The sequence below is a fragment of the Sphingobium sp. JS3065 genome (assembly GCF_026427355.1).
Taxonomy (GTDB): domain Bacteria; phylum Pseudomonadota; class Alphaproteobacteria; order Sphingomonadales; family Sphingomonadaceae; genus Sphingobium.
Genome location: NZ_CP102664.1, coordinates 2,074,173 through 2,093,097 on the forward strand (window position 1 = coordinate 2,074,173; position 18,925 = coordinate 2,093,097).

The following is an 18,925-nucleotide window of genomic DNA, read 5'->3' on the forward strand; positions in this document are numbered from 1 at the left end:
GGCCTTAACCACCTGAGCCGGTTACACAACGGGCAATGTCGCGTTCCTGGCTCTCCACCATCTGCGGCTCCGGCCATGACCGCTGGACCAGGCCCCTGTGAGGATCATGCCCGTCCGGCCCCCGTCCAGCGCGGCGGGCTTCCTGCGGCGGCGGTCTTCCTTGCCGATCTGGGCCGACCTTGCCTGGCGGGTGGCGCTGGTGTTCGGGTTGATCGGACTGGTGCTGCTGATCCACTGGATCGGGCGGGACGGGCTGAAGGACAATCTCGACGACCGGATCAGCTTTGTCGACGTGCTCTATTTCACGACGGTGACGGTCACGACGGTCGGCTATGGCGACATCGTGCCGGTCAGCCCGGAAGCGCGGCTGTTCGAAGCCTTGCTGGTGACGCCGATCCGGCTGTTCGTGTGGCTGATCTTTCTGGGCACGGCCTATAATCTCTTTTTTCGCAACATCCTCTACAGGTGGCGCATGGCTCGTATTCAGGCCGATCTGCATAATCATATCGTCGTGACCGGCTTCGGCACCAGCGGGGCGGAGGCGGTGCGCGAACTGCTGGCGCGCAATGTCGATCCCCGCGAGATCGTGGTGGTCGATCCGGTCGAGAAGGCGCTGGCGGAGGCCGAAGCGCTGGGGTGCAACGTGCTGTGCGGCGATTCGACGCGGGACCGGACACTGAACGACGTGGCCATCCACCGGGCACGGACGCTGATCGTGTCGGCGGGGCGGGACGATACGTCCATCTTGATCACATTGACGGCGCGGCATCTGGCCCCTCGCCTGCCCATCAGCATCGTCGTGCGCAATGAGGATAATGAACTTCCCGCCCGGCAGGCGGGCGCGACCACCGTGATCAATCCGGTGAGCTTTGCCGGGCTGCTGCTCGCCGGGAGCACCAGCGGCCGACATATTGCCGATTATATGTCGGACCTTGCGGCTTCTGGCGGGCAGGTCAAACTCAACGAACGCTTCGTGCTGCCGGAAGAAATCGGCAAGCCGCTGACCGCCATTGCGACCGGCCTTGGGGTGCGCATCCATCGCGACGAACGCGCCATCGGTTTCTGGGAGGAAGGCGCGGCCAGGCTCCAGACCGGCGACCTCATCATTGAAATCGTGCGGGGGGATGCGGCCGGAAAGGCGCGCGATCCGGCCTGATTTTCGCGCCCCCGTGACATTGGGCGCAAAAATCCCTATGTGCGCGCCGATCATGGCAACCAAAATTCCCGAAGCGCCGAAGGTCGGCATGGTGTCGCTGGGCTGTCCCAAGGCACTGGTCGACAGCGAGCGCATCCTGACCAAGCTTCGTTCCGACGGCTATCAGATGTCCGCCGACTATGCCGGCGCCGACGTCGTGCTGGTGAATACCTGCGGCTTTCTCGATTCGGCCAAGGAAGAATCGCTGGAGGCCATTGGCGAGGCGATCGCGGAAAATGGCCGCGTCATCGTCACCGGCTGCATGGGGAATGAGGCGGAACTGATCCGCGCGAAATTCCCGCAAGTGCTGGCCGTCACCGGCGCGCATCAATATGAGGCGGTGGTGAATGCGGTGCATGAAGCCTCGCCGCCTATCCCCAACGCCTTTGTCGATCTGGTGCCTGAGGGCGGGCTGAAACTGACGCCGCGCCACTACAGCTATCTGAAGATTTCGGAGGGCTGCAACCATCGCTGCTCCTTCTGCATCATTCCTTCATTGCGCGGCGATCTGGTGTCGCGCCGTGTCGATGCGGTGCTGCGCGAGGCGGAAAAGCTGGTGCATGCCGGGACGAAGGAACTGCTGATCATCAGCCAGGACACGTCGGCTTACGGGGTCGATACAAGGCATGAGACGCGCCAGTGGAAGGGGCGCGATGTCCGGGCGCATATGACCGATCTGGCGCGGGAACTGGGGCAGCTCCGCACCGCGGAGGGCACGCCGCCCTGGGTGCGGCTGCACTATGTCTATCCCTATCCGCATGTGGACCATGTGATCCCGCTGATGGCTGAGGGTTTGCTGACCCCCTATCTCGACATTCCGTTCCAGCATGCCGCGCCTTCGGTGCTGAAGGCGATGAAGCGGCCCGCCAATGAAGCCAAGGTGCTGGACCGCATCCGCAAGTGGCGGGACATCTGCCCGGACATCGCGATCCGTTCGTCCTTCGTCGTCGGCTTCCCCGGCGAGACGGAGGCGGATTTCGACTATCTGCTGCAATGGCTGGATGAGGCGCAACTGGACCGCGTCGGCGCTTTCCGCTTCGAGCCGGTCGAGGGTGCGACCGCCAACGACCTGCCCGGCGCGGTGCCCGAAGAGGTCAAGGAAGAACGCTACCAGCGGATCATGGAGAAGACCGCCGCGATCTCAGCCGCCAAATTGCAGGCCAAGGTCGGGCGCGTGCTGCCGGTCATCGTCGATGAGGTGGGCGAGGCCGATGAGGACGGATCGGTCGGCGCCACGGCGCGCAGCCAGGCCGATGCGCCGGAGATCGACGGCAATGTCTTCCTGCGCGACGTGGGCGAAGGATTGGCGCCTGGCAGCATCCTCAACGTGCTGATCGAGGATGCGGACGAACATGACCTTTATGGGGTGCCGTCAGGTAACGAACAGATTGAATAACCAGGTGTTCCTGCGCAGGCAGGAACCCAGTCCCCGGCTTTGGACTGTGCTCTTGCCTGCGCCAGAGCATGATACACAGAAAGGCGACGTTAAGGCGTCGCCACGAAGGCGTCCTGATACTCCGTCTTGATCGCCTTGCGCATGGCCCCGTCGACCGGGAGCGCGATCTCATATTTCCCCTCCGCATAGGGACCGGCGCTGTAGGGGCCGATGATCACGGTGACGCCGTCGATCAGCTTGCCGTCCTTTGACGTGGGCGCCAGCACCTCTTTCATCGGATCGATGCATTTGGTGAAATCGTCATCGTCGCCGCGCTTCACCGGCTCGCCCCGCTTTTCCGCCCGCGCCTTGTCTAGCGCATCACAGAAGCGGTCGCGAATGGCCGCAGCAAAGGCTGCGGGAGAGGTCATGAGCGCCTCCACCGCCGTTTCGCGCTTGCGGTCCTTGTCCCACAACAGGGCATCATAGCCAGTCATGCCGTGCGCGCCGCCGGTATAGGCATAGCTTTCCGATGCCAGCGCCAGGAAACGAGGGGTATCGGCAGTCACGGTCCATCGGGTTTGAAGCGCATGGGCGTGGAACGGAAAGCCCGCATCCTTGGCCGCCTTCCGGTCCTCACGCGCCATTTTCAGTGCATCGGCCCTGGTGACTTTCAACGCATTGCCGAATTTGTCCACCAGCACCGGAATCTGCGCCGCCTGAGCGGGATAGCTGTAGGCAAATTCGAGCAGGTCGGTCTTTTCCTTTCGCTCGAACGCTTTGGCGGGCGGCGGTGGTTCGGGCTGACCGGCCATGCGGCTGGCGAAGTTGCTGGCCGCGACATCGTTGCCGTGCGCCACAGCATTATCCGCATCCTTCGCCGCCGAGCACGCGCCAAGCAACAGCACCGCCGCTAGCAGCGGTCCCGCCTGCCCCCTCCCCTGATCGTTCGGCATCAGTGGGTCTTCGTCGCCGCCATGCACCGTTCGCTGATCGCCTTGCGCGTATAGCTGCTCTGAAGCGCGGCGCCCGCATTGGGCCATCCTTCCGCGATCAGGGCCTGTTCCACCGCATGCGCTCCATCGAAGCGTCCGCTTTCCGCCAGCGCATAGGCACGGGCGCGAAGGGCCTGGATCCGGCCGTCATCGGTGTGCATCATCCTGTCTCTCCTTATTTTAACTGCGTTCAATCTATGCTCGCAAACCGCCCGACGCAAATCTTAGCGCGGTCGAAAGTGGCGCGGAGGCGACGAAAAATTGCGCTTTCCATCCCCGCCGCCTTTCTTCAAAACAGGTGCGTCATGACTGATTTTTCCGACCTGCTCAAAGCCGACAACAATCAAACCGCCCGTTCGATCCAGATCATGGATTCACAAGGGCTGGAAGCCTGGCTGACCAGCCAGCCGGAGCGGGTGCGGACGCTGGCCGCGGCGCAGAAATTCAGGGGCAAGCCGTATGAACATGCCATATTGCCCGGCGACGATCCGGCGGACTGGTCCGTGGTGGCGGGCGTGGCTTCGCGGGAAAGGCTGGGGCCGTGGTGCCTGGCTAAGCTGGCGGAGGCTTTGCCGGAAGGGACATACCGGCTGGCGGACGGAACGGCGGGCGCGGCCATGCTGGGATGGCTGACCGCGCAATATCGCTTCGACCGCTATCGCAAGGAGGAGAGTGGCTCCGGCGCCCGCGTACTGCTGACCGGCGAGGTGGCGCAGATCGAAGCCGCCGTGCGATTGGCCGAAGCGGTGGCGCTGGTGCGCGATTTGGTCAACACGCCCGCCGCCGACATGGGACCGGGCGATCTGGAAGCGGCGGCGCGCAAGGTGGCGAAGCGCTTCGACGCCGAGTGCAAGGTGACGAAGGGCGACGCGCTGGAGCAGGGCTTTCCGATGATCCACGCCGTCGGCAAGGCGGCGGACAAGGGCTTCGCACCGCGCCTGATCGAACTGCGCTGGGGCAATCCCAAACATCCGAAGATCGCCATCGTCGGCAAGGGCATCTGCTTCGACAGCGGCGGACTCGACATCAAGCCGTCTTCCGCGATGCGGCTGATGAAGAAGGATATGGGCGGCGCGGCCCATGCGCTGGCGCTGGCGCAGCTTGTCATGGGGGCGCGGCTGCCGGTGCGGCTGCATCTGTTGATCCCGGCGGCGGAAAATGCGGTGTCGGGCAATGCCTTCCGGCCCGGCGACATCCTCCAGTCGCGCAAGGGGCTGACGGTGGAGATCGGCAATACCGATGCCGAAGGGCGGCTGGTGCTGGGCGATGCCCTGACATTGGCGGGCGAGGACAAGCCGGACCTCATCATCGACTATGCCACGCTGACCGGCGCGGCGCGGGTGGCGGTGGGTCCGGACCTGCCTGCCCTCTTCTCCAACGACGATGCGCTGGCCGGAGAGATGGACGCCGCCGGGAGCGCGGTGGACGATCCCACATGGCGGCTGCCCTTGTGGGACGGCTATGCCGACATGCTGAAGTCGGACGTGGCGGACATCAACAATGCGGGCGAAGGCGGCTTTGCCGGGGCGATCACGGCGGCGCTGTTCCTGAAGCGCTTCGTGCCGGAAAACACCCCCTGGGTGCATCTCGACACCTTCGCCTGGCGGCCCTCATCCCGGCCGGGGCGGCCCAAGGGCGGCGAAGCGTTGGGGCTGCGCGCGGCATTTCATATATTGCAGGCCCGCTATAGCCATAAAAAGTAAAAAGAAAGCGGTTTTGGCAGGCCGTTACGCAACCGGATTGGCTATTGTGCGTTAGGAGGGGCATGGATGCTCAGTCTGCACAGAATGAAGCCGCAGAGTTGAACCGGCCCGGGCTGAAACCGCTCGGCCAATGGATGCGCACTCTGGTCGATTATGTGCGGTCAGGAAAACCCGATCTCACCAACCGGCAAATGGCCCTGATGCTGACCGTCTATATCGGCGCGGGGCCGCATACGGTGCGGGGACTCGCGGAGGCGCTGAACGTGTCGAAGCCGGTCATCACCCGCGCTCTCAACAAATTATCGGCGCTCGGCTATCTGCGGCGGGAACGGGACTCCACCGACCGGCGCAATATTTTCATCACCCGGACCCCAAAAGGGGCGGAATTTCTTGACGCCTTTCACCATTTCATCGCAGGAACCGGCCGCGATGAACGCCACCATTTCTCTTCCGCAGGCCAATCTGCCTGAACGCATCCGATTCAAGCTGGACGGCCGGTCGGTCAAGCTCGACACGCGGGTCCATGCCGCGCGCGGCGACCTGGCCGACCTGGCGCTCGCCGGGGTGCTGTTTTCCGCCCATTATGCCCGCGCTGTCGAACTGACCTGCGTGGCGGCGGGTGCGCCGGTGCTGGCGGCCGACACGCCCAAGGCGCAGGCGGTCAGCGAATTGCTGCGCGGCGAAAGTTTCCATGCGCTGGACGTGACGGCGGACTGGGCCTGGGGCTTTTGCGGACATGACGGCTATGTCGGCTATGTCCGGCGGGAGGCGCTGGATGCGCGGGAAGTCGTGAACAGCCGGATCATCACCGGCACCGCCCCGCTGTTCAGCACGGCCGACATCAAATCGCCCATCGCGGATTACTGGCCCCGCGGCGCGCAGTTCGCCGCCGAGGCGGAGGGCGATTTCTTCGCCTGCGCCGACGGCTATGTGCACAAGCGCCATGTCGCTGCCATCGACGCGCTGGAAAGCGATTGGGTTGCGGCGGCGGAACGCTATCTGGGCCAGCCCTACGTCTGGGGCGGGCGCGGCCATCGCGGCGTCGACTGTTCGGGGCTGGTGCAGGTCGCCCTTGGCCAGTGCGGGATCAAGGCACCCCGCGACACCGATCTGCAGCGTGAGGGGATCGGTTCCCCGATCGCGCCGGACGCGCCGCTCCGACGAGGGGACTTCATCTTCTTTCCGGGCCATGTCGGCATCATGACTGACGGCGACAATCTACTGCATGCCAACGCCCATTGGATGAGCGTGGTGATCGAACCACTGGCCGACGTCGTCGGACGGTTGGCGGCGGATCACGCGGAACCCATATCGGCGCGGCGGAGAATCGGCACATGACGCAAATTTTCATCGACGGCGGCGTCGGGACCACGGGACTGGAAATCAACGAGCGGCTGGCTGGCCGCCCGGAATTGTCTATCATCACCCTGGATGGGGACAAGCGCAAGGATGCGGCGGCGCGCCGTGATGCGTTGAACGCGGCGGATATCGTCATCCTCTGCCTGCCGGACGATGCCGCGCGGGAAGCGGTGGCGCTGATTGACAATGACCGGACACGGGTGATCGACGCATCGACCGCCCATCGCGTGGCCGATGGCTGGACCTATGGCTTCGCCGAACTGGAGCCGGGCCATCGGGAAAAGCTCGCCAATGCGCGCTTCGTCGCCAATCCGGGCTGCTGGCCCACCGGCTTCCTGGCGCTGGTGCGGCCGCTGGTGCTGGCGGGGCTGCTGCCTGCCGACTGGCCGGTGACGGTGTCGGGCGCATCGGGCTATTCGGGCGGCGGCAAGGCGATGATCGCGGAATATGAGGGCGCGGACGGCGCGCCGAGTGCGTTCCGGCCCTATGGACTGGGGCTGGCGCACAAGCATGGGCCGGAAATGCTGCGCTATTCCGGTTTGCGGCACCCGCCCCTGTTCGCGCCAGCCGTGGCCGATACCTATCGCGGGATGATCGTGGAAGTGCCGTTGCAGTTGCGCGCCATGCCCGGCGCACCATCGGTGGCCGATGTGCATGGGGCGCTGGCGGCGGCCTACGCCGGATCCCCGATCGTCAGCGTGGAAAGGCTGGAAGACAGCGCCGCGATGACGCAGGTCCGGCTGGAGCATGTCGGCGCGACCGACCGGCTGGCGCTGTTCGTCTTCGGCAATGAGGCGACGGGCCAGGCGCGGCTGGTGGCGGCGCTCGACAATCTGGGCAAGGGCGCGGCCGGGGCTGCGGTGCAGAACCTCAATATATTGGCGGGCTTGCCGGAAACTTCGGGCTTGCGGCTTTAAGAGGCGCGCCCAACCTGCCCCATTCATGACGGGCCAGGGTCGGGCGAGCGAACCTTCGGATCAATGAATCGTGCCAAGCGGCCTTTCATGGGTTAGCAGCACGATCAACCGCTCGATCTGCCGCCAATGGCAAAAGCGGATATGGTTGCCCACGTCCCGGCTCCGGTCGGCGCGCGCCGCGGCTTCATAACCCGCATTGTCGCCGAACAACGCCATCAACTCGGCAGCGTCGTCATAGCTCTTGCGATTCGCAAGATACGGCATATTCATGTTCAAGGCCCCCAAAGTCCCCACCCTGACGGTAGGGATATATATTCAATCCCCATGCCAGTTTCACCCATTGACGGACGGATGCGCTCTGCGAGGGTGAACGGCCTGTTAGCCACGTCCCGTCCTGGCACAGCCATCCCATGCCGGGACAGGCCTGTCCCGAAACGGCGCAGCCCGGAAAACTCTGGCCATGCATCCCGGCCCGTGGCAAGGAACGGCCGATGACCAAGGCCAGAAAAGAACCGACCGGCGCAGGCGCCATTTTGGCGCTCACCATTTTGGGCGGCACGATCGTCGGCGGCCTGATGGGCCAGCCCAGCGCGGGCCTGTTGGCGGGCACAGCGCTGGGCATCGTGATCGCCCTGCTGCTGTGGCTGCGCGATTGGAGAAAATAGCTTCGCTCCCGACGGTTGCGCGCCTTGCCAGCTTGGGAGGGCCAGCATAAACGGGGGACCATGAAGAAGCATCTGATCGCTCTCACCCTCCTCACGCTGGTCATTCTTGGCGGCCTGTTCTTCTATTTCGCGCGCGGGGACAAGGCGCAGCTTCCCGCCGGTGCCGATGTCGGCAAGGAACCCGTCTTCACCAGCCCGCGCAGCGAGATGATCCCGACGATGAACGTCGCGAAAGCGGCGCCCTGGCAGGGCGGCGAAAAGCCGGTTCCGGCAAAGGGGCTGACCGTGGATCGCTTCGCCGATGGGCTGGACCATCCCCGGTCGCTGCTGCGCCTGCCCAATGGCGATGTGCTGGTGGCGGAAACCGGCAGCCCGACGCGGCCGACCGGCGGCATCGCCAACCGGGTGATGAACTATCTGCTGAACAAGGCCGGGGCTGGCGCGCCTTCCGCCAACCGCATCACCCTGCTGCGCGACGCCGATGGCGACGGGCGGGCGGAGACGAAGACCGTTTTCCTGACCGGCCTCAATTCGCCCTATGGCATGGCGCTGGTCGAAAACACGTTCTACGTCGCCAACACCGACGCGCTGATGGCCTTTCCCTATAAGGAAGGCGAGACGAAGATCGCCGCCAAGGGGCGCAAGATACTGAGCCTGCCGGCGCAGGTGCCCAATATGCACTGGACGCGCAGCCTGGCCGCCAGTCCGCAGGGGCTGCTCTATGTGGGCGTCGGCTCCAACAGCAATATCGGGGAAAATGATCTGGAGGCGGAGGCCAATCGCGCCGCCGTGCTGGAGATCAATCCCAAAACCGGCGCCTATCGCATCTATGCTTCGGGACTGCGGAACCCGGTGGGGCTGGCTTTCGAACCCAAAAGCGGCGCGCTGTGGGGCGTGGTGAATGAGCGCGACATGCTGGGCAGCGATCTGGTGCCCGATTATCTGACGCGGGTCGAATTCGGCGCCTTCTATGGCTGGCCGTGGAATTATTGGGGCGGCTATGAGGATCGACGGGTCCAGCCGCAAAGGCCTGAAGTCCGCGAATATACCAAGCGGCCGGACTATGCGCTGGGCAATCATGTCGCGCCGCTAGGGCTGAGCTTTGCGGACAAGGTGACTCTGGGCGCGTCCTATGGCAACGGCGCCTTCGTCGGGCTGCACGGCAGTTGGAACCGGAAGCCCTTATCAGGCTACAAGGTCGTGTTCGTGCCCTTTGGCGACAATGGCGAGACGGGCAAGGCCAAGCCGGTCGATGTGCTGACCGGCTTTCTGAGCAGCAAGGGCGAGGCGCGTGGCCGGCCGGTCGACGTGACGGCGGACGCCAAGGGCGCGTTGCTGGTCAGCGACGATGTGGGCGGGGTCGTTTGGCGGGTGACGGCGGCCAAATGAGGTGATGCGATCAAAAATAAGGGCCATTTCAAGGCGCCCTATATATTGATCCCATTCCGCCCGGCCAGCTCCACCACATATTGCCAGGCCACGCGCCCGGAGCGGCTGCCGCGCTGAGTGGCCCACTGGATCGCGTCCAGCGGCTCGAAGCTGAGGCCCAGGCTGGCCGCATAGCCGCCGACGATGGCGACATAGGCGTCCTGATCGATTGCGTGGAAGCCAAGGCTGAGGCCGAAGCGGTCGGACAGCGCCATCTTGTCGTCCACCACGTCACGCGGATTGACCGGATCGTCCTGCTCGGACAGGTGGCGCGGCACGATATGGCGACGGTTGGACGTCACATAGAGCCGGACATTGGCCGGGCGCGCCGCGGTGCCGCCCTGCAATAGCGAGCGCAGCGCGCGGGCGTCGCCCACGCCATTTTCATCGAAACCCAGATCGTCGAGGAACAGGATGAAGGGCCGCCGCGTGTCGCGCAGGATCGTGAAAAGCCGCGGCAGGCTGGCCAGTTCATCGATCGCGCATTGCAGCAGGCCTATGTCCTGCCCCTCGGCCTGGAGCTTGCCGACGACGGCGGCGACCACGGCGGACTTGCCGGTTCCGCGCGCACCCCAGAGCAGCACGTCATGCGCGGCATGGCCCGCGGCATGGCGGCGGCTGTTTTCGAGCAGCGCCTCCTTTTGCGCGTCGATGCCGGTCAGCAGGGCATAGTCCACAGGCGCGAAAGCCTCCACCGGACGGATCGCCGCCCCATTCCACACATAGGCGGGCGCGGCGGCCAGATCGGCGGAAGAAGCGGGCGGCGGCGCGATCCGTTCCAGCGCTTCGGCAATGCGGGTCAGCAGGGCGTCGTTCATGGCGTCCTCGCTTAACCCTCCACCGCTTGAGGGGCAAGCGCGGCGCCGATGTCATCCTTCTGTAGCAATGGCCTTTTACTGCCCGAAAATGGGGCTTATATCGCTGGGGTCGTGACCATCCCAAATCCAGTCTTTTCCACCCGAATAAGCCGCTATGGCAGCGAAGCGCTGCGCGAGGCGGCGTTGCTGATCCGCGCGGGCGAGCCAGTCGCCGTGCCGACAGAGACGGTCTATGGCCTGGCGGCGGACGCCACGGATTCCAACGCGGTCGCCGCCATCTACACCGCGAAGGGACGGCCCAGCTTCAATCCGCTGATCGTGCACGTCGCTGACCGGGAGATGGCCGGGCGTCTGGCTGATTTTTCGCCTGTGGCCGACAAGCTGGCGGAGCGGTTCTGGCCCGGCGCGCTGACCATGGTTCTGCCGGTCCGGCCCGACAGTGGTCTGTCGCCGCTGGTGATGGCGGGGCTGCCGACAGTGGCGCTGCGCCTGCCCGCGCATCCGGCGATGCGGGCGCTGATCCGGGAAAGCGGGCGTCCGCTCGCCGCGCCCTCAGCCAATCGCAGCGGGGCGATCAGCCCGACGCGGGCCGAACATGTGCTGGCCAGCCTGAACGGCAAGATCCGCTTGATCCTGGACGAAGGACCGACCAGCGAAGGGCTGGAATCGACCATCGTCGCGCCGGAAAGCGACTGCATCCGGCTGCTGCGGCCCGGCCCGGTCACGGCGGCGATGCTGAAGGAAGCGGCCCGGCTGCCGGTGGTGACGGGCGCGGACAATGCGAAGATCGAGGCGCCGGGGCAGTTGGAAAGCCATTATGCGCCGTCCAAGCCGGTGCGGCTGAACGCCCTGAATGCCGAGAAGGACGAATATCTGATCGGCTTCGGGCTGATGCCCTGCCATGTGAACCTAAGCCCCGATGCCGATATGCGGGAGGCCGCGGCCCATCTTTTCGCGGCGCTTCACATCGCGGACGCCAGCGCGGCGGAACGGATCGCGGTGGCGCCAATCCCGAATGAGGGGATCGGGGCGGCGATCAACGACCGGCTCAAGCGCGCGGCGGCTTAAAAAGCGCAGGTCGTGCGGACAAATTCGGGATACCAGGGAACGGCCAATGGCGGACATTAGATATCCGTTCGCCCTGAGCGAAGTCGAAGGACTCTGCTGAGCGGAGGCGAAGCATGGAAGCCTCGCTCCGCTCGGCTGAAGGCTTCGACTTGCCGAAGGCAAGTTTATCCTGAGCGCCTGCCCTGGCAGGCAGTCGAAGGGCTCAGCCCGAACGGAAAACTGAACGTCCGCTCTCCACCCAAAATCAGCTAGTCCGACAAGCCCTGAAATTATCCCCGTCCACCCACTCACCTGCAATTATCATAACCTGCATCGCGGCATTCGCGGCGGCGGCGTTCTTCCTCTTTCTTGCGCTCGCGGGCTTCACGCGCTTCCTGCTTGCGCATATTGCGGCCGTAATTGCGGTCGGCCTCTTCCTGGCTGGTGGTGCTCCAGTCGACGACCTGGCTGCCCGCGCGCACCGGCGCCGTCACGATCTTCGCCGCCGTGCGCGCGATGCAGCCCGGCAGAAACAGCAGCAAAGCCGGCGCGGCCATCAATAGGATCTTGTTCATATATCTTCCTTTTCCGCCAGCTTAGAGACGATGGCGGCAGGAGCAAGCCGTAGGCGACGAACGGTTCAGGCTTCGATGCGCTCCCCAAAGCCCTTGCGCAATTTCGCCAGCTTGGGCGGGATCACCGCCATGCAATAGGGGTTCCGGTCCCCTACCCTCTCCCAATATTTCTGGTGATAATCCTCCGCCGGATACCAGGGGGCGTCCGGTTCGATCGTGGTGACGATCGGGTCAGCCCGATCCGTCTGGGCGCGCTCGATGCCCGCCTTCGCCGCCGCCGCCTGTTCGGGCGAATGGGGAAAGATGGCCGACCGATATTGCGTGCCGATGTCGTTGCCCTGACGGTTGAGCGTCGTCGGGTCATGGGTCGCGAAGAATATGTCCAGCAGGTCGCCATAGCCGATCACCGCCGGATCATAGGTGATGCGGATCGCCTCGGCATGGCCGGTCGCGCCTGAACAGACCTGTTCATAGCTCGGATCGGGCAGCGTACCGCCGATATACCCGCTTTCCACGACCTTCACGCCCTTCAGATTCTGATACACCGCCTCCGTGCACCAGAAGCAGCCGCCAGCCAGGGTTGCGATCTCTTCGGCCATATGCGCGTCCTTATCCATATTGTCCGCACAGATAGGGAGGATCAGCCCGCGGTTCCAGTCTGCGGCGTCGCCGCCTCCGCCTTGGCGCGCTCTTCGGCGACCAATTCCTTGCGGGACAGCTTGCCCACCAGCGTCTTGGGCAGGTTGAGGCGCACTTCCACCTCGCACACTTTCTCATGCTTCCCCAATTGCGGATTCAGCCAGTCCTTGAGCGCGGCGCCGTCTATGTCGGAACCCTCCTGCAAGGTGACGAAGGCCTTCGGACACTCGCCGCGATAATGGTCGGGAATGCCGATCACCAGCGCCTCCTTGACCGCCGGATGGTGGTAGAGGACTTTCTCGACCTCGCTGGGAAAGACCTTGAACCCGCCCACGGCGATCATGTCCTTCAACCTGTCGACGATCTTCACATAGCCGTCCGCGTCGATCACCCCGACATCGCCGGTGCGCAGCCAGCCGTCGACGAACACCTCCTTGTCGGCGTCGGGCCGCTGCCAATAGCCCTTCATGATCTGCGGCCCGGCAAAGACCAGCTCGCCCGGTTCGCCTTCGGGCGGCGGCCGGGTCGGGTCTTCCCGGTCGACCAGCTTGACGCGCGTGCCGGGGACCGGCTGGCCCACCGTGCCGGACTTGTTGATGCCCTCATAGGGGTTGGAGCAGACGACCGGGCTGCTTTCGGTCAGGCCATATCCCTCGACCAGCTTGGCGCCGGTCATGGCCTCGAACCGCTGCTTGACCTCCAGCGGCAGCGGCGCGCCGCCGGAAATGCACAGGCGCAGGGAGGAGAAGTCGATATTCGGCGTGGCGGGATGGTCCAGCAGCGCCTGGTACATGGTGGGCACGCCGGGCAGCGACGTCGCCCTGGTCCGCTGGATCGCGGCAAGAACCTGGGTGCCGTCGAAACGCGGCAGCATCACCATCTCCCCGCCGTTCAGCACCGTGCGGTTGAGGACGCAGGTGTTGGCGAACACATGGAAGAAGGGCAGCACCGCCAATATGCGGTCGGGCGCTTCGGGATGGGGATCGATCAGGCGCACCTGCCGCGCATTGGCGGTCAGATTCTGATGGGTCAGCATCGCGCCCTTGGGCCGCCCGGTGGTGCCGCCGGTATATTGCAGCAGGGCGATGTCCTGCTCCGGATCGATGGCGACCGGCGCGGGATCATCGCCATGGCGCAGCAGGTCGGCATAATGGGTGATGCGCGGATCGTGTGGGACCGTGGCGGTCTCCTTCCGCTTGAACAGGCGGAACAGCACCGATTTGGCGGGCGGCAGGACTTCCGCGACGCAGCCGACGACCAGCCGCTCCAGGCTGCTATTGTCCAGCACTTCCAGCGCCGTGGGCAGCAACGCCGAAGCCGACAGGGTGAAGAGGATCTTCGTGCCGCTATCCTCGACCTGATGTTCCAGTTCGGCGGCGGTGTAGAGGGGCGAGTAGTTGACGACCGTGGCCCCGGCCATCATCGCCCCATAATAGGCCGCGACATAATGAGGGACGTTGGGAAGGTAGAGGCCGACCCGGTCGCCCTTCCGGACGCCCATATCCTGCAAACCCCTGGCGACCCGCCGGATCGCGCGCAGCATTTCGTCATAGGTCGTCTTGCGACCCATGAAATCGATCATCACCGCCTGTGGATTGGCCGTGGCGCTGTTCGCCACCATGTCCACCATCGACAAGGGCGGGAATGTCTGCTCCCAGGGGGAGGGGTGATTATAGCGGGTTTTCCAGATATTTTCTCTGCTCTCCATTTGTACAGGTGTAAGTTACGCCTTCCCTTTACGCAAGCGTCAAGCATGACAAAAAGGGCCGCGCCTCCCGGTCGAGGCGCGGCCCTTTTTGCACAGCATCCGACCGTCACTCCGCCCCCGGCGGAATGACGTTACGGCATCAAACGTGACCCTTATTGTCGCTGAACGGGTCCAGGATTTTCGCAGCGCCCGAAATCAGGTCGGCCTCGCTCTTCAGCGCTTCTTCGGCGCGGCGGGTGGCGTCCTCGCGCTCGCGGCGCAGTTCGTTGATCAGCGCCTCGCGGTCGCCATCCAGGCGCGAATCGGTGGGGGCTTCGATGCCCGCCTTCTTCGCCGCCTTCGTCACCAGCGCGTCCAGTTCCCGCTGCGAACAGAGGCCCAGCGTCACCGGATCCTTGGGCACGATGTTGGAGATGTTCCAGTGCGTGCGGTCGCGGATCGCGGCGATGGTGGTGCGGGTGGTGCCGATCAGCTTGCCGATGGCGCCGTCCGAAATCTCCGGATGGTTGCGCAATATCCAGGCGATGCCGTCCGGCTTGTCCTGACGCTTGCTGACCGGCGTGTAGCGCGGCCCCTTGGTCCGGCGGACCGGCTCCGGACCCTTCAGCATCTTCAGGCGGTAATCCGGGTTGCTTTCGCCCTTGTGGATTTCCTCCATCGTGATTTCATGGGCGCGAACCGGGTCGCGGCCGGTATATTTGGTGCCTGCGGTATCGTCGGCAATCGCCTGCACTTCCAGAATATGCAGCCCGCAAAACTCCGCGATCTGGTCGAAGCTCAGCGCGGTATTGTCGACCAGCCAACTGGCTGTCGCATGGGGCATGAGAGGCTGGGACACGGGAATTCTCCGGCATAAAAACGGCGCTAAAAACGACAAGGGCCGCCCAAGCAGGGCGGCCACGCCCGACCTGAGATAGTGCATCCTGCACCGCCGGGCAAGGAAAAGCGTCAGGCCGCGCTGTCGAGCGCCTGGGGGTCGATATTGTGCAGGCCGGTCAGGAATTCCCGTGCGCTGCGGTCCCAGCTAAAGCTCCGGGCATAGGCGGCGCAGATTTCGCGGTCGCAGAGCAGTGCGGCGGCGATGGCGTCCTCCAGCCGGTCGGACAAGGCGCCGGTTTCCGGAGTGACGATGTCGATGGGGCCTGTGACCGGATAGGCCGCCACCGGGGCGCCGCAGGCCAGCGCCTCGATCATCACAAGCCCGAACGTGTCGGTACGGCTGGGAAAGACGAACACATCGGCCCCGGCATAGGCCCCCGCCAGATCGGTTCCGAACATCGGCCCCAGGAAATGCGCCTGCGGATAAGCCTTTTCCAGCATGGCGCGGGCCGGGCCGTCGCCGACCACGACCTTGGTGCCGGGATGGCGGCTGGCAAGGAAGGCCTCCAGATTCTTCTCGATCGCGACGCGCCCGACATAGAGCTGGATCGGGCGCGGCAGGTCGGCAAAGATGGCGGGCGGCGGCGCGGCGGGCGTGAAGGCGGCCAGGTCCACGCCCCGGCCCCAGGCGCGCACCTGCGCCAGGCCATGGGCGCGCAGCTGTTGCCTGACCGATCCGGTCGACACCAGCACCGCTTCGGCGGGGCCATGGAACCAGCGGATATATCGCCAGAACCAGGCTGCGGGCAGGCCGGTGCGCTGCGCTACATAGTCCGGGAAATGCGTGTGATAGGCGGTGGTGAAGCGGATGCCGCTGCGCAGGCACCAGCGCCGCGCCGCAAGGCAGAGCGGGCCTTCGGTCGCCAGATGGATCGCGTCGGGGCGGAAAGCCGCGATCATCTGCCCCACTACGGTCGACCGGGCGAAGGCCAGCCGGATTTCCGGATAGGTCGGGCAAGGGATGGAACCGAACAGATCGGGCGAGATCACCTTCACCGCATGCCCCATCTTCTCCAGTTCCGCCTGCATGGTCTGGAGGGTACGGACCACGCCGTTCACCTGCGGCCTCCAGGCGTCGGTGACGATGATTATGCGCATGGACGGTGGGCGCATCGGCTCTCCTCCCGTCAGGCCGCGATCCGCGAGGGTTCTTCGGCGGTGCGCCTGGCGATCTCGTCCGCCCAGTGCAGCACTTCCATCCGGCCGTCGACATGCTCGACCAGAGCGGTGCAGCCTTCCACCCAGTCGCCGTCATTATAATATTCGACGCCTGCGATTTCGCGGATTTCGGCATTGTGGATATGGCCGCAGACCACCCCGTCGACGCCGCGCGATCCGGCCTCATGCGCCACCACTTCCTCGAAGCGGGAGATGAACTCGACAGCGTTCTTGACCTTGTGCTTGGCCATCTTGCTGAGCGACCAATAGGGCAGGCCCATGCGCTGGCGCACCGCGTTCACGACGACATTGACGCGCATCAACATGCTGTAGGCGGCGTCCCCGATGAAGGCGAGCCAGCGGTGCGCCAGCATGATCGTGTCGAACTCGTCGCCGTGCAGCACCAGCAGCTTGCGGCCATCGGCGGTCTCATGGATCGCCTTGCGCCGGATTTCGACGCCGCCGAAGCTGAGGCCGGTGAACTGGCGGAACATCTCGTCATGATTGCCGGGGATGTAGACGACGCGAGTGCCGCGCTTGGCCCGCTTCATCACCCGCCACACCACGTCGTTATGCGCGGCGGGCCAGTAGAAGCGGCGCTTCAGGCGCCAGCCGTCGATGATGTCGCCCACCAGATACATGGTGTCGCTGTCGACGCTGTCGAGGAAGTCGATCAGCATCGTCGCATTGCAGCCGCGCGTGCCCAGGTGAATGTCCGAAATCCAGATCGTGCGATAACGGCGACGCTTCCCCTCCCGCTCGGGAATGGCGAACCTGTCGTCGGCACCATCGTCCATAAAAGGCAGGCGCGTGATGGCGTTCATGATGCGGCCTCTGAGTTGTTTCCCTCAGAAGCGAATCCCTAGCCGCACTATGTTACAACTCCGCAGCGAATATGACGGAAATGCTACGGCTTCGGCCATGAGATCACCAAATCCTCCCTACGCGAAGCGTGGGGAGGGGGACCGCTCGCGTAGCGAGTGGTGGAGGGGAAATTTCGGAGCTCGTGCCCCTTCCCCTCCACCACGCTTCGCATGGTCCCCCTCGCCATCTACCGAAGGGGAGGAATAGGATAGCTCCGCTATCCCTCAAACCGTCAGCACGATCTTCCCGAAATGATCGCCCGCATCCATGCGCGCATGGGCCTTTGCGGCGTCCGCCAGCGGGAAACGGCTGTCTACCGCAGGCCGCAGCTTGCCCTGCTCGACAAAGGTCCACACCACCCGCATCAGTTCGTCCGCCACCAGGCTCTTGAACGCCACGGATCGGGGCCGCAGCGTCGATCCGGTCAGGGTCAGCCGCCTGCTCATGATCGTGGGAATGAAGACTTCCGCGTTCGCTCCGCCCATCACCGCGATGGAGACATGGCGGCCATCTTCCGCCAGGCACTGGATGTTGCGCGGAACATAATCGCCGCCGACCATGTCGAGCACCGCCTGCACCCCCTGCCCGCCGGTGATCCGCCTGACCTCCTCGACATAGTCCTGCTTGCGGTAGTTGATCGCATGATCCGCGCCCCAGGCCTTGGCCTGCTCACACTTCTCGTCGCTGCCGCAGGTCACGATGATGGCGATGTCGAACAGCTTGCAGAGCGAGATCGCCATGGTGCCGATGCCGCTGGTGCCGCCATGGACCAGCACCGTGTCGCCCTCCACCACATAGGCGCGCTCGAACAGGTTGCTCCACACGGTGAACAACGTTTCCGGCAGGGCCGCCGCCTCGACCAGATCATAATCGTCCGGCACGGGCAGGCACTGCCCAGCGGGCGCGACGGCATATTCGGCATAGCCGCCGCCCGCCACCAGGGCGCAGACCCGCTGCCCGACCAGCAACTCGGCGCTCCCGCCGGCGGCGACGATCACGCCCGAAACCTCCAGCCCCGGAATGTCCGAAGCCCCCGGCGGCGGCGGATATTTCCCCTGCCGCTGCATCACGTCGGGGCGATTGATCCCCGCGGCCGCCACCTTGATCAGCACCTCGTCGGGACCGGGCACAGGCACCGGCCGCCATTGGGGCGCCAGCGCCTCCGGACCGCCCGGCGTCCCTATGCCGATGGCCATCATTTCGCCAGGAATTGCCCTATCGCCCGCCATGTCCGCCCCGCCAGAGAATGTTCACCGCACCAATATCGACGGGCGGAATGAAGGCCTTATTGACAGACTGGTCATCAGGGTCAACATTGCACGTCATGGACATGGATGACGATCTGCCCAGAAAGGCCGATGATCCGCTGAGCCTGCTGCTCCGACAGGATCTGGCGCCGCTTTCCGTGGCCGATCTCAATGCGCGCATCACCGCGCTGGAGGGCGAAATCGCCCGCACCCGATCGAAGATTGAAAGCGCCTTTAACCATAAGGCAAGCGCCGAGGCGTTATTCAAGCGATGAACCCGCGCCCTTCCCCCCGCGACTCCCAGAAGAGTCTCACCGGGCATGGGCAGTCTGGCAATTCCGGCGGTCGAGATG

The 18,925-nt window shown here is 64.8% G+C and carries 21 protein-coding genes; 10 read left to right on the forward strand and 11 right to left on the reverse strand.

Going from position 1 to position 18,925, the window contains the following annotated elements; translation table 11 throughout:
• Positions 1–106: 106 nt before the first annotated feature.
• Positions 107–1,156, forward strand: a complete 1,050-nt coding sequence (locus NUH86_RS09890) for a potassium channel family protein (protein ID WP_267249345.1) — start codon at positions 107–109, stop codon at positions 1,154–1,156.
• Positions 1,157–1,193: 37 nt separating this feature from the next.
• Positions 1,194–2,591 carry a 30S ribosomal protein S12 methylthiotransferase RimO gene (rimO, locus tag NUH86_RS09895; protein WP_267249346.1) on the forward strand — a complete coding sequence of 466 codons (1,398 nt, stop codon included), beginning with the start codon at positions 1,194–1,196 and terminating at the stop codon, positions 2,589–2,591.
• Positions 2,592–2,680: 89 nt separating this feature from the next.
• On the opposite strand, the gene NUH86_RS09900 is transcribed toward rimO, so the two are convergent.
• Positions 2,681–3,526 carry a DUF4163 domain-containing protein gene (locus NUH86_RS09900; RefSeq protein WP_267249347.1) on the reverse strand — a complete coding sequence of 282 codons (846 nt, stop codon included), beginning with the start codon at positions 3,524–3,526 and terminating at the stop codon, positions 2,681–2,683.
• Positions 3,526–3,729, reverse strand: a complete 204-nt coding sequence (locus NUH86_RS09905) for a hypothetical protein (RefSeq protein WP_267249348.1) — start codon at positions 3,727–3,729, stop codon at positions 3,526–3,528. The genes NUH86_RS09900 and NUH86_RS09905 overlap by 1 nt, the downstream gene beginning before the upstream one ends.
• A gap of 141 nt (positions 3,730–3,870) precedes the next feature.
• Between NUH86_RS09905 and NUH86_RS09910 the strand changes: the two genes are divergently transcribed.
• From NUH86_RS09910 to argC, 4 genes are all read left to right on the forward strand, one after another.
• Positions 3,871–5,268 (forward strand): leucyl aminopeptidase family protein, encoded by a 1,398-nt coding sequence (locus NUH86_RS09910; RefSeq protein WP_267249349.1) that lies wholly within the window; start codon positions 3,871–3,873, stop codon positions 5,266–5,268.
• A 62-nt stretch (positions 5,269–5,330) separates the two neighbouring features.
• Positions 5,331–5,738, forward strand: coding sequence for a MarR family transcriptional regulator (locus tag NUH86_RS09915; protein ID WP_267249350.1), 408 nt, complete (start codon positions 5,331–5,333; stop codon positions 5,736–5,738).
• Entirely contained in the window at positions 5,698–6,606 is a 909-nt protein-coding gene (locus NUH86_RS09920) for a C40 family peptidase (RefSeq protein ID WP_267249351.1), read from the forward strand. Before NUH86_RS09915 ends, NUH86_RS09920 begins: the two co-directional genes overlap by 41 nt.
• Entirely contained in the window at positions 6,603–7,544 is a 942-nt protein-coding gene (gene argC, locus NUH86_RS09925) for an N-acetyl-gamma-glutamyl-phosphate reductase (protein WP_267249352.1), read from the forward strand. The genes NUH86_RS09920 and argC overlap by 4 nt, the downstream gene beginning before the upstream one ends.
• A 60-nt stretch (positions 7,545–7,604) precedes the next feature.
• Here the strand turns inward: argC and NUH86_RS09930 are convergent, their stop codons facing one another.
• On the reverse strand, positions 7,605–7,808 hold the full coding sequence (locus tag NUH86_RS09930) for a hypothetical protein (RefSeq protein WP_267249353.1): 204 nt from the start codon (positions 7,806–7,808) through the stop codon (positions 7,605–7,607).
• Positions 7,809–8,035: 227 nt separating this feature from the next.
• On the opposite strand from NUH86_RS09930, the gene NUH86_RS09935 reads away from it, so the two are divergent.
• Both NUH86_RS09935 and NUH86_RS09940 read left to right on the forward strand, forming a co-directional pair.
• Positions 8,036–8,209, forward strand: coding sequence for a hypothetical protein (locus tag NUH86_RS09935; RefSeq protein WP_267249354.1), 174 nt, complete (start codon positions 8,036–8,038; stop codon positions 8,207–8,209).
• Between the two features lie 60 nt (positions 8,210–8,269).
• Complete coding sequence (locus tag NUH86_RS09940) at positions 8,270–9,598, forward strand: PQQ-dependent sugar dehydrogenase (RefSeq protein ID WP_267249355.1); 1,329 nt, start codon at positions 8,270–8,272, stop codon at positions 9,596–9,598.
• A 38-nt stretch (positions 9,599–9,636) separates the two neighbouring features.
• Here NUH86_RS09940 and NUH86_RS09945 read toward each other — a convergent pair whose 3' ends face one another.
• On the reverse strand, positions 9,637–10,455 hold the full coding sequence (locus NUH86_RS09945) for an ATP-binding protein (RefSeq protein WP_267249356.1): 819 nt from the start codon (positions 10,453–10,455) through the stop codon (positions 9,637–9,639).
• Between the two features lie 111 nt (positions 10,456–10,566).
• Between NUH86_RS09945 and NUH86_RS09950 the strand changes: the two genes are divergently transcribed.
• On the forward strand, positions 10,567–11,523 hold the full coding sequence (locus NUH86_RS09950; RefSeq protein ID WP_267249357.1) for an L-threonylcarbamoyladenylate synthase: 957 nt from the start codon (positions 10,567–10,569) through the stop codon (positions 11,521–11,523).
• Between the two features lie 287 nt (positions 11,524–11,810).
• Here the strand turns inward: NUH86_RS09950 and NUH86_RS09955 are convergent, their stop codons facing one another.
• The 7 genes from NUH86_RS09955 to NUH86_RS09985 form a co-directional block, all read right to left on the reverse strand.
• Positions 11,811–12,077 (reverse strand): hypothetical protein, encoded by a 267-nt coding sequence (locus NUH86_RS09955; RefSeq protein ID WP_267249358.1) that lies wholly within the window; start codon positions 12,075–12,077, stop codon positions 11,811–11,813.
• Between the two features lie 65 nt (positions 12,078–12,142).
• On the reverse strand, positions 12,143–12,676 hold the full coding sequence (gene msrA / locus NUH86_RS09960; protein WP_267249359.1) for a peptide-methionine (S)-S-oxide reductase MsrA: 534 nt from the start codon (positions 12,674–12,676) through the stop codon (positions 12,143–12,145).
• Between the two features lie 41 nt (positions 12,677–12,717).
• Entirely contained in the window at positions 12,718–14,424 is a 1,707-nt protein-coding gene (locus tag NUH86_RS09965; protein WP_267249360.1) for a long-chain-fatty-acid--CoA ligase, read from the reverse strand.
• Positions 14,425–14,563: 139 nt separating this feature from the next.
• Complete coding sequence (locus NUH86_RS09970) at positions 14,564–15,247, reverse strand: DUF1013 domain-containing protein (protein WP_267252090.1); 684 nt, start codon at positions 15,245–15,247, stop codon at positions 14,564–14,566.
• Positions 15,248–15,372: 125 nt separating this feature from the next.
• The gene (locus tag NUH86_RS09975; protein ID WP_267252091.1) at positions 15,373–16,401 is read right to left on the reverse strand and encodes a glycosyltransferase family 4 protein; all 1,029 of its coding nucleotides are present in this window, start codon (positions 16,399–16,401) and stop codon (positions 15,373–15,375) included.
• A gap of 29 nt (positions 16,402–16,430) precedes the next feature.
• Positions 16,431–17,285, reverse strand: coding sequence for a UDP-2,3-diacylglucosamine diphosphatase (locus tag NUH86_RS09980; RefSeq protein WP_267249361.1), 855 nt, complete (start codon positions 17,283–17,285; stop codon positions 16,431–16,433).
• A gap of 264 nt (positions 17,286–17,549) precedes the next feature.
• Positions 17,550–18,554, reverse strand: coding sequence for an NAD(P)H-quinone oxidoreductase (locus NUH86_RS09985; RefSeq protein WP_267249362.1), 1,005 nt, complete (start codon positions 18,552–18,554; stop codon positions 17,550–17,552).
• Between the two features lie 95 nt (positions 18,555–18,649).
• Here NUH86_RS09985 and NUH86_RS09990 point away from each other — a divergent pair, with 95 nt between their 5' ends.
• Complete coding sequence (locus tag NUH86_RS09990; protein ID WP_267252092.1) at positions 18,650–18,847, forward strand: DUF1192 domain-containing protein; 198 nt, start codon at positions 18,650–18,652, stop codon at positions 18,845–18,847.
• Positions 18,848–18,925 lie beyond the last annotated feature (78 nt).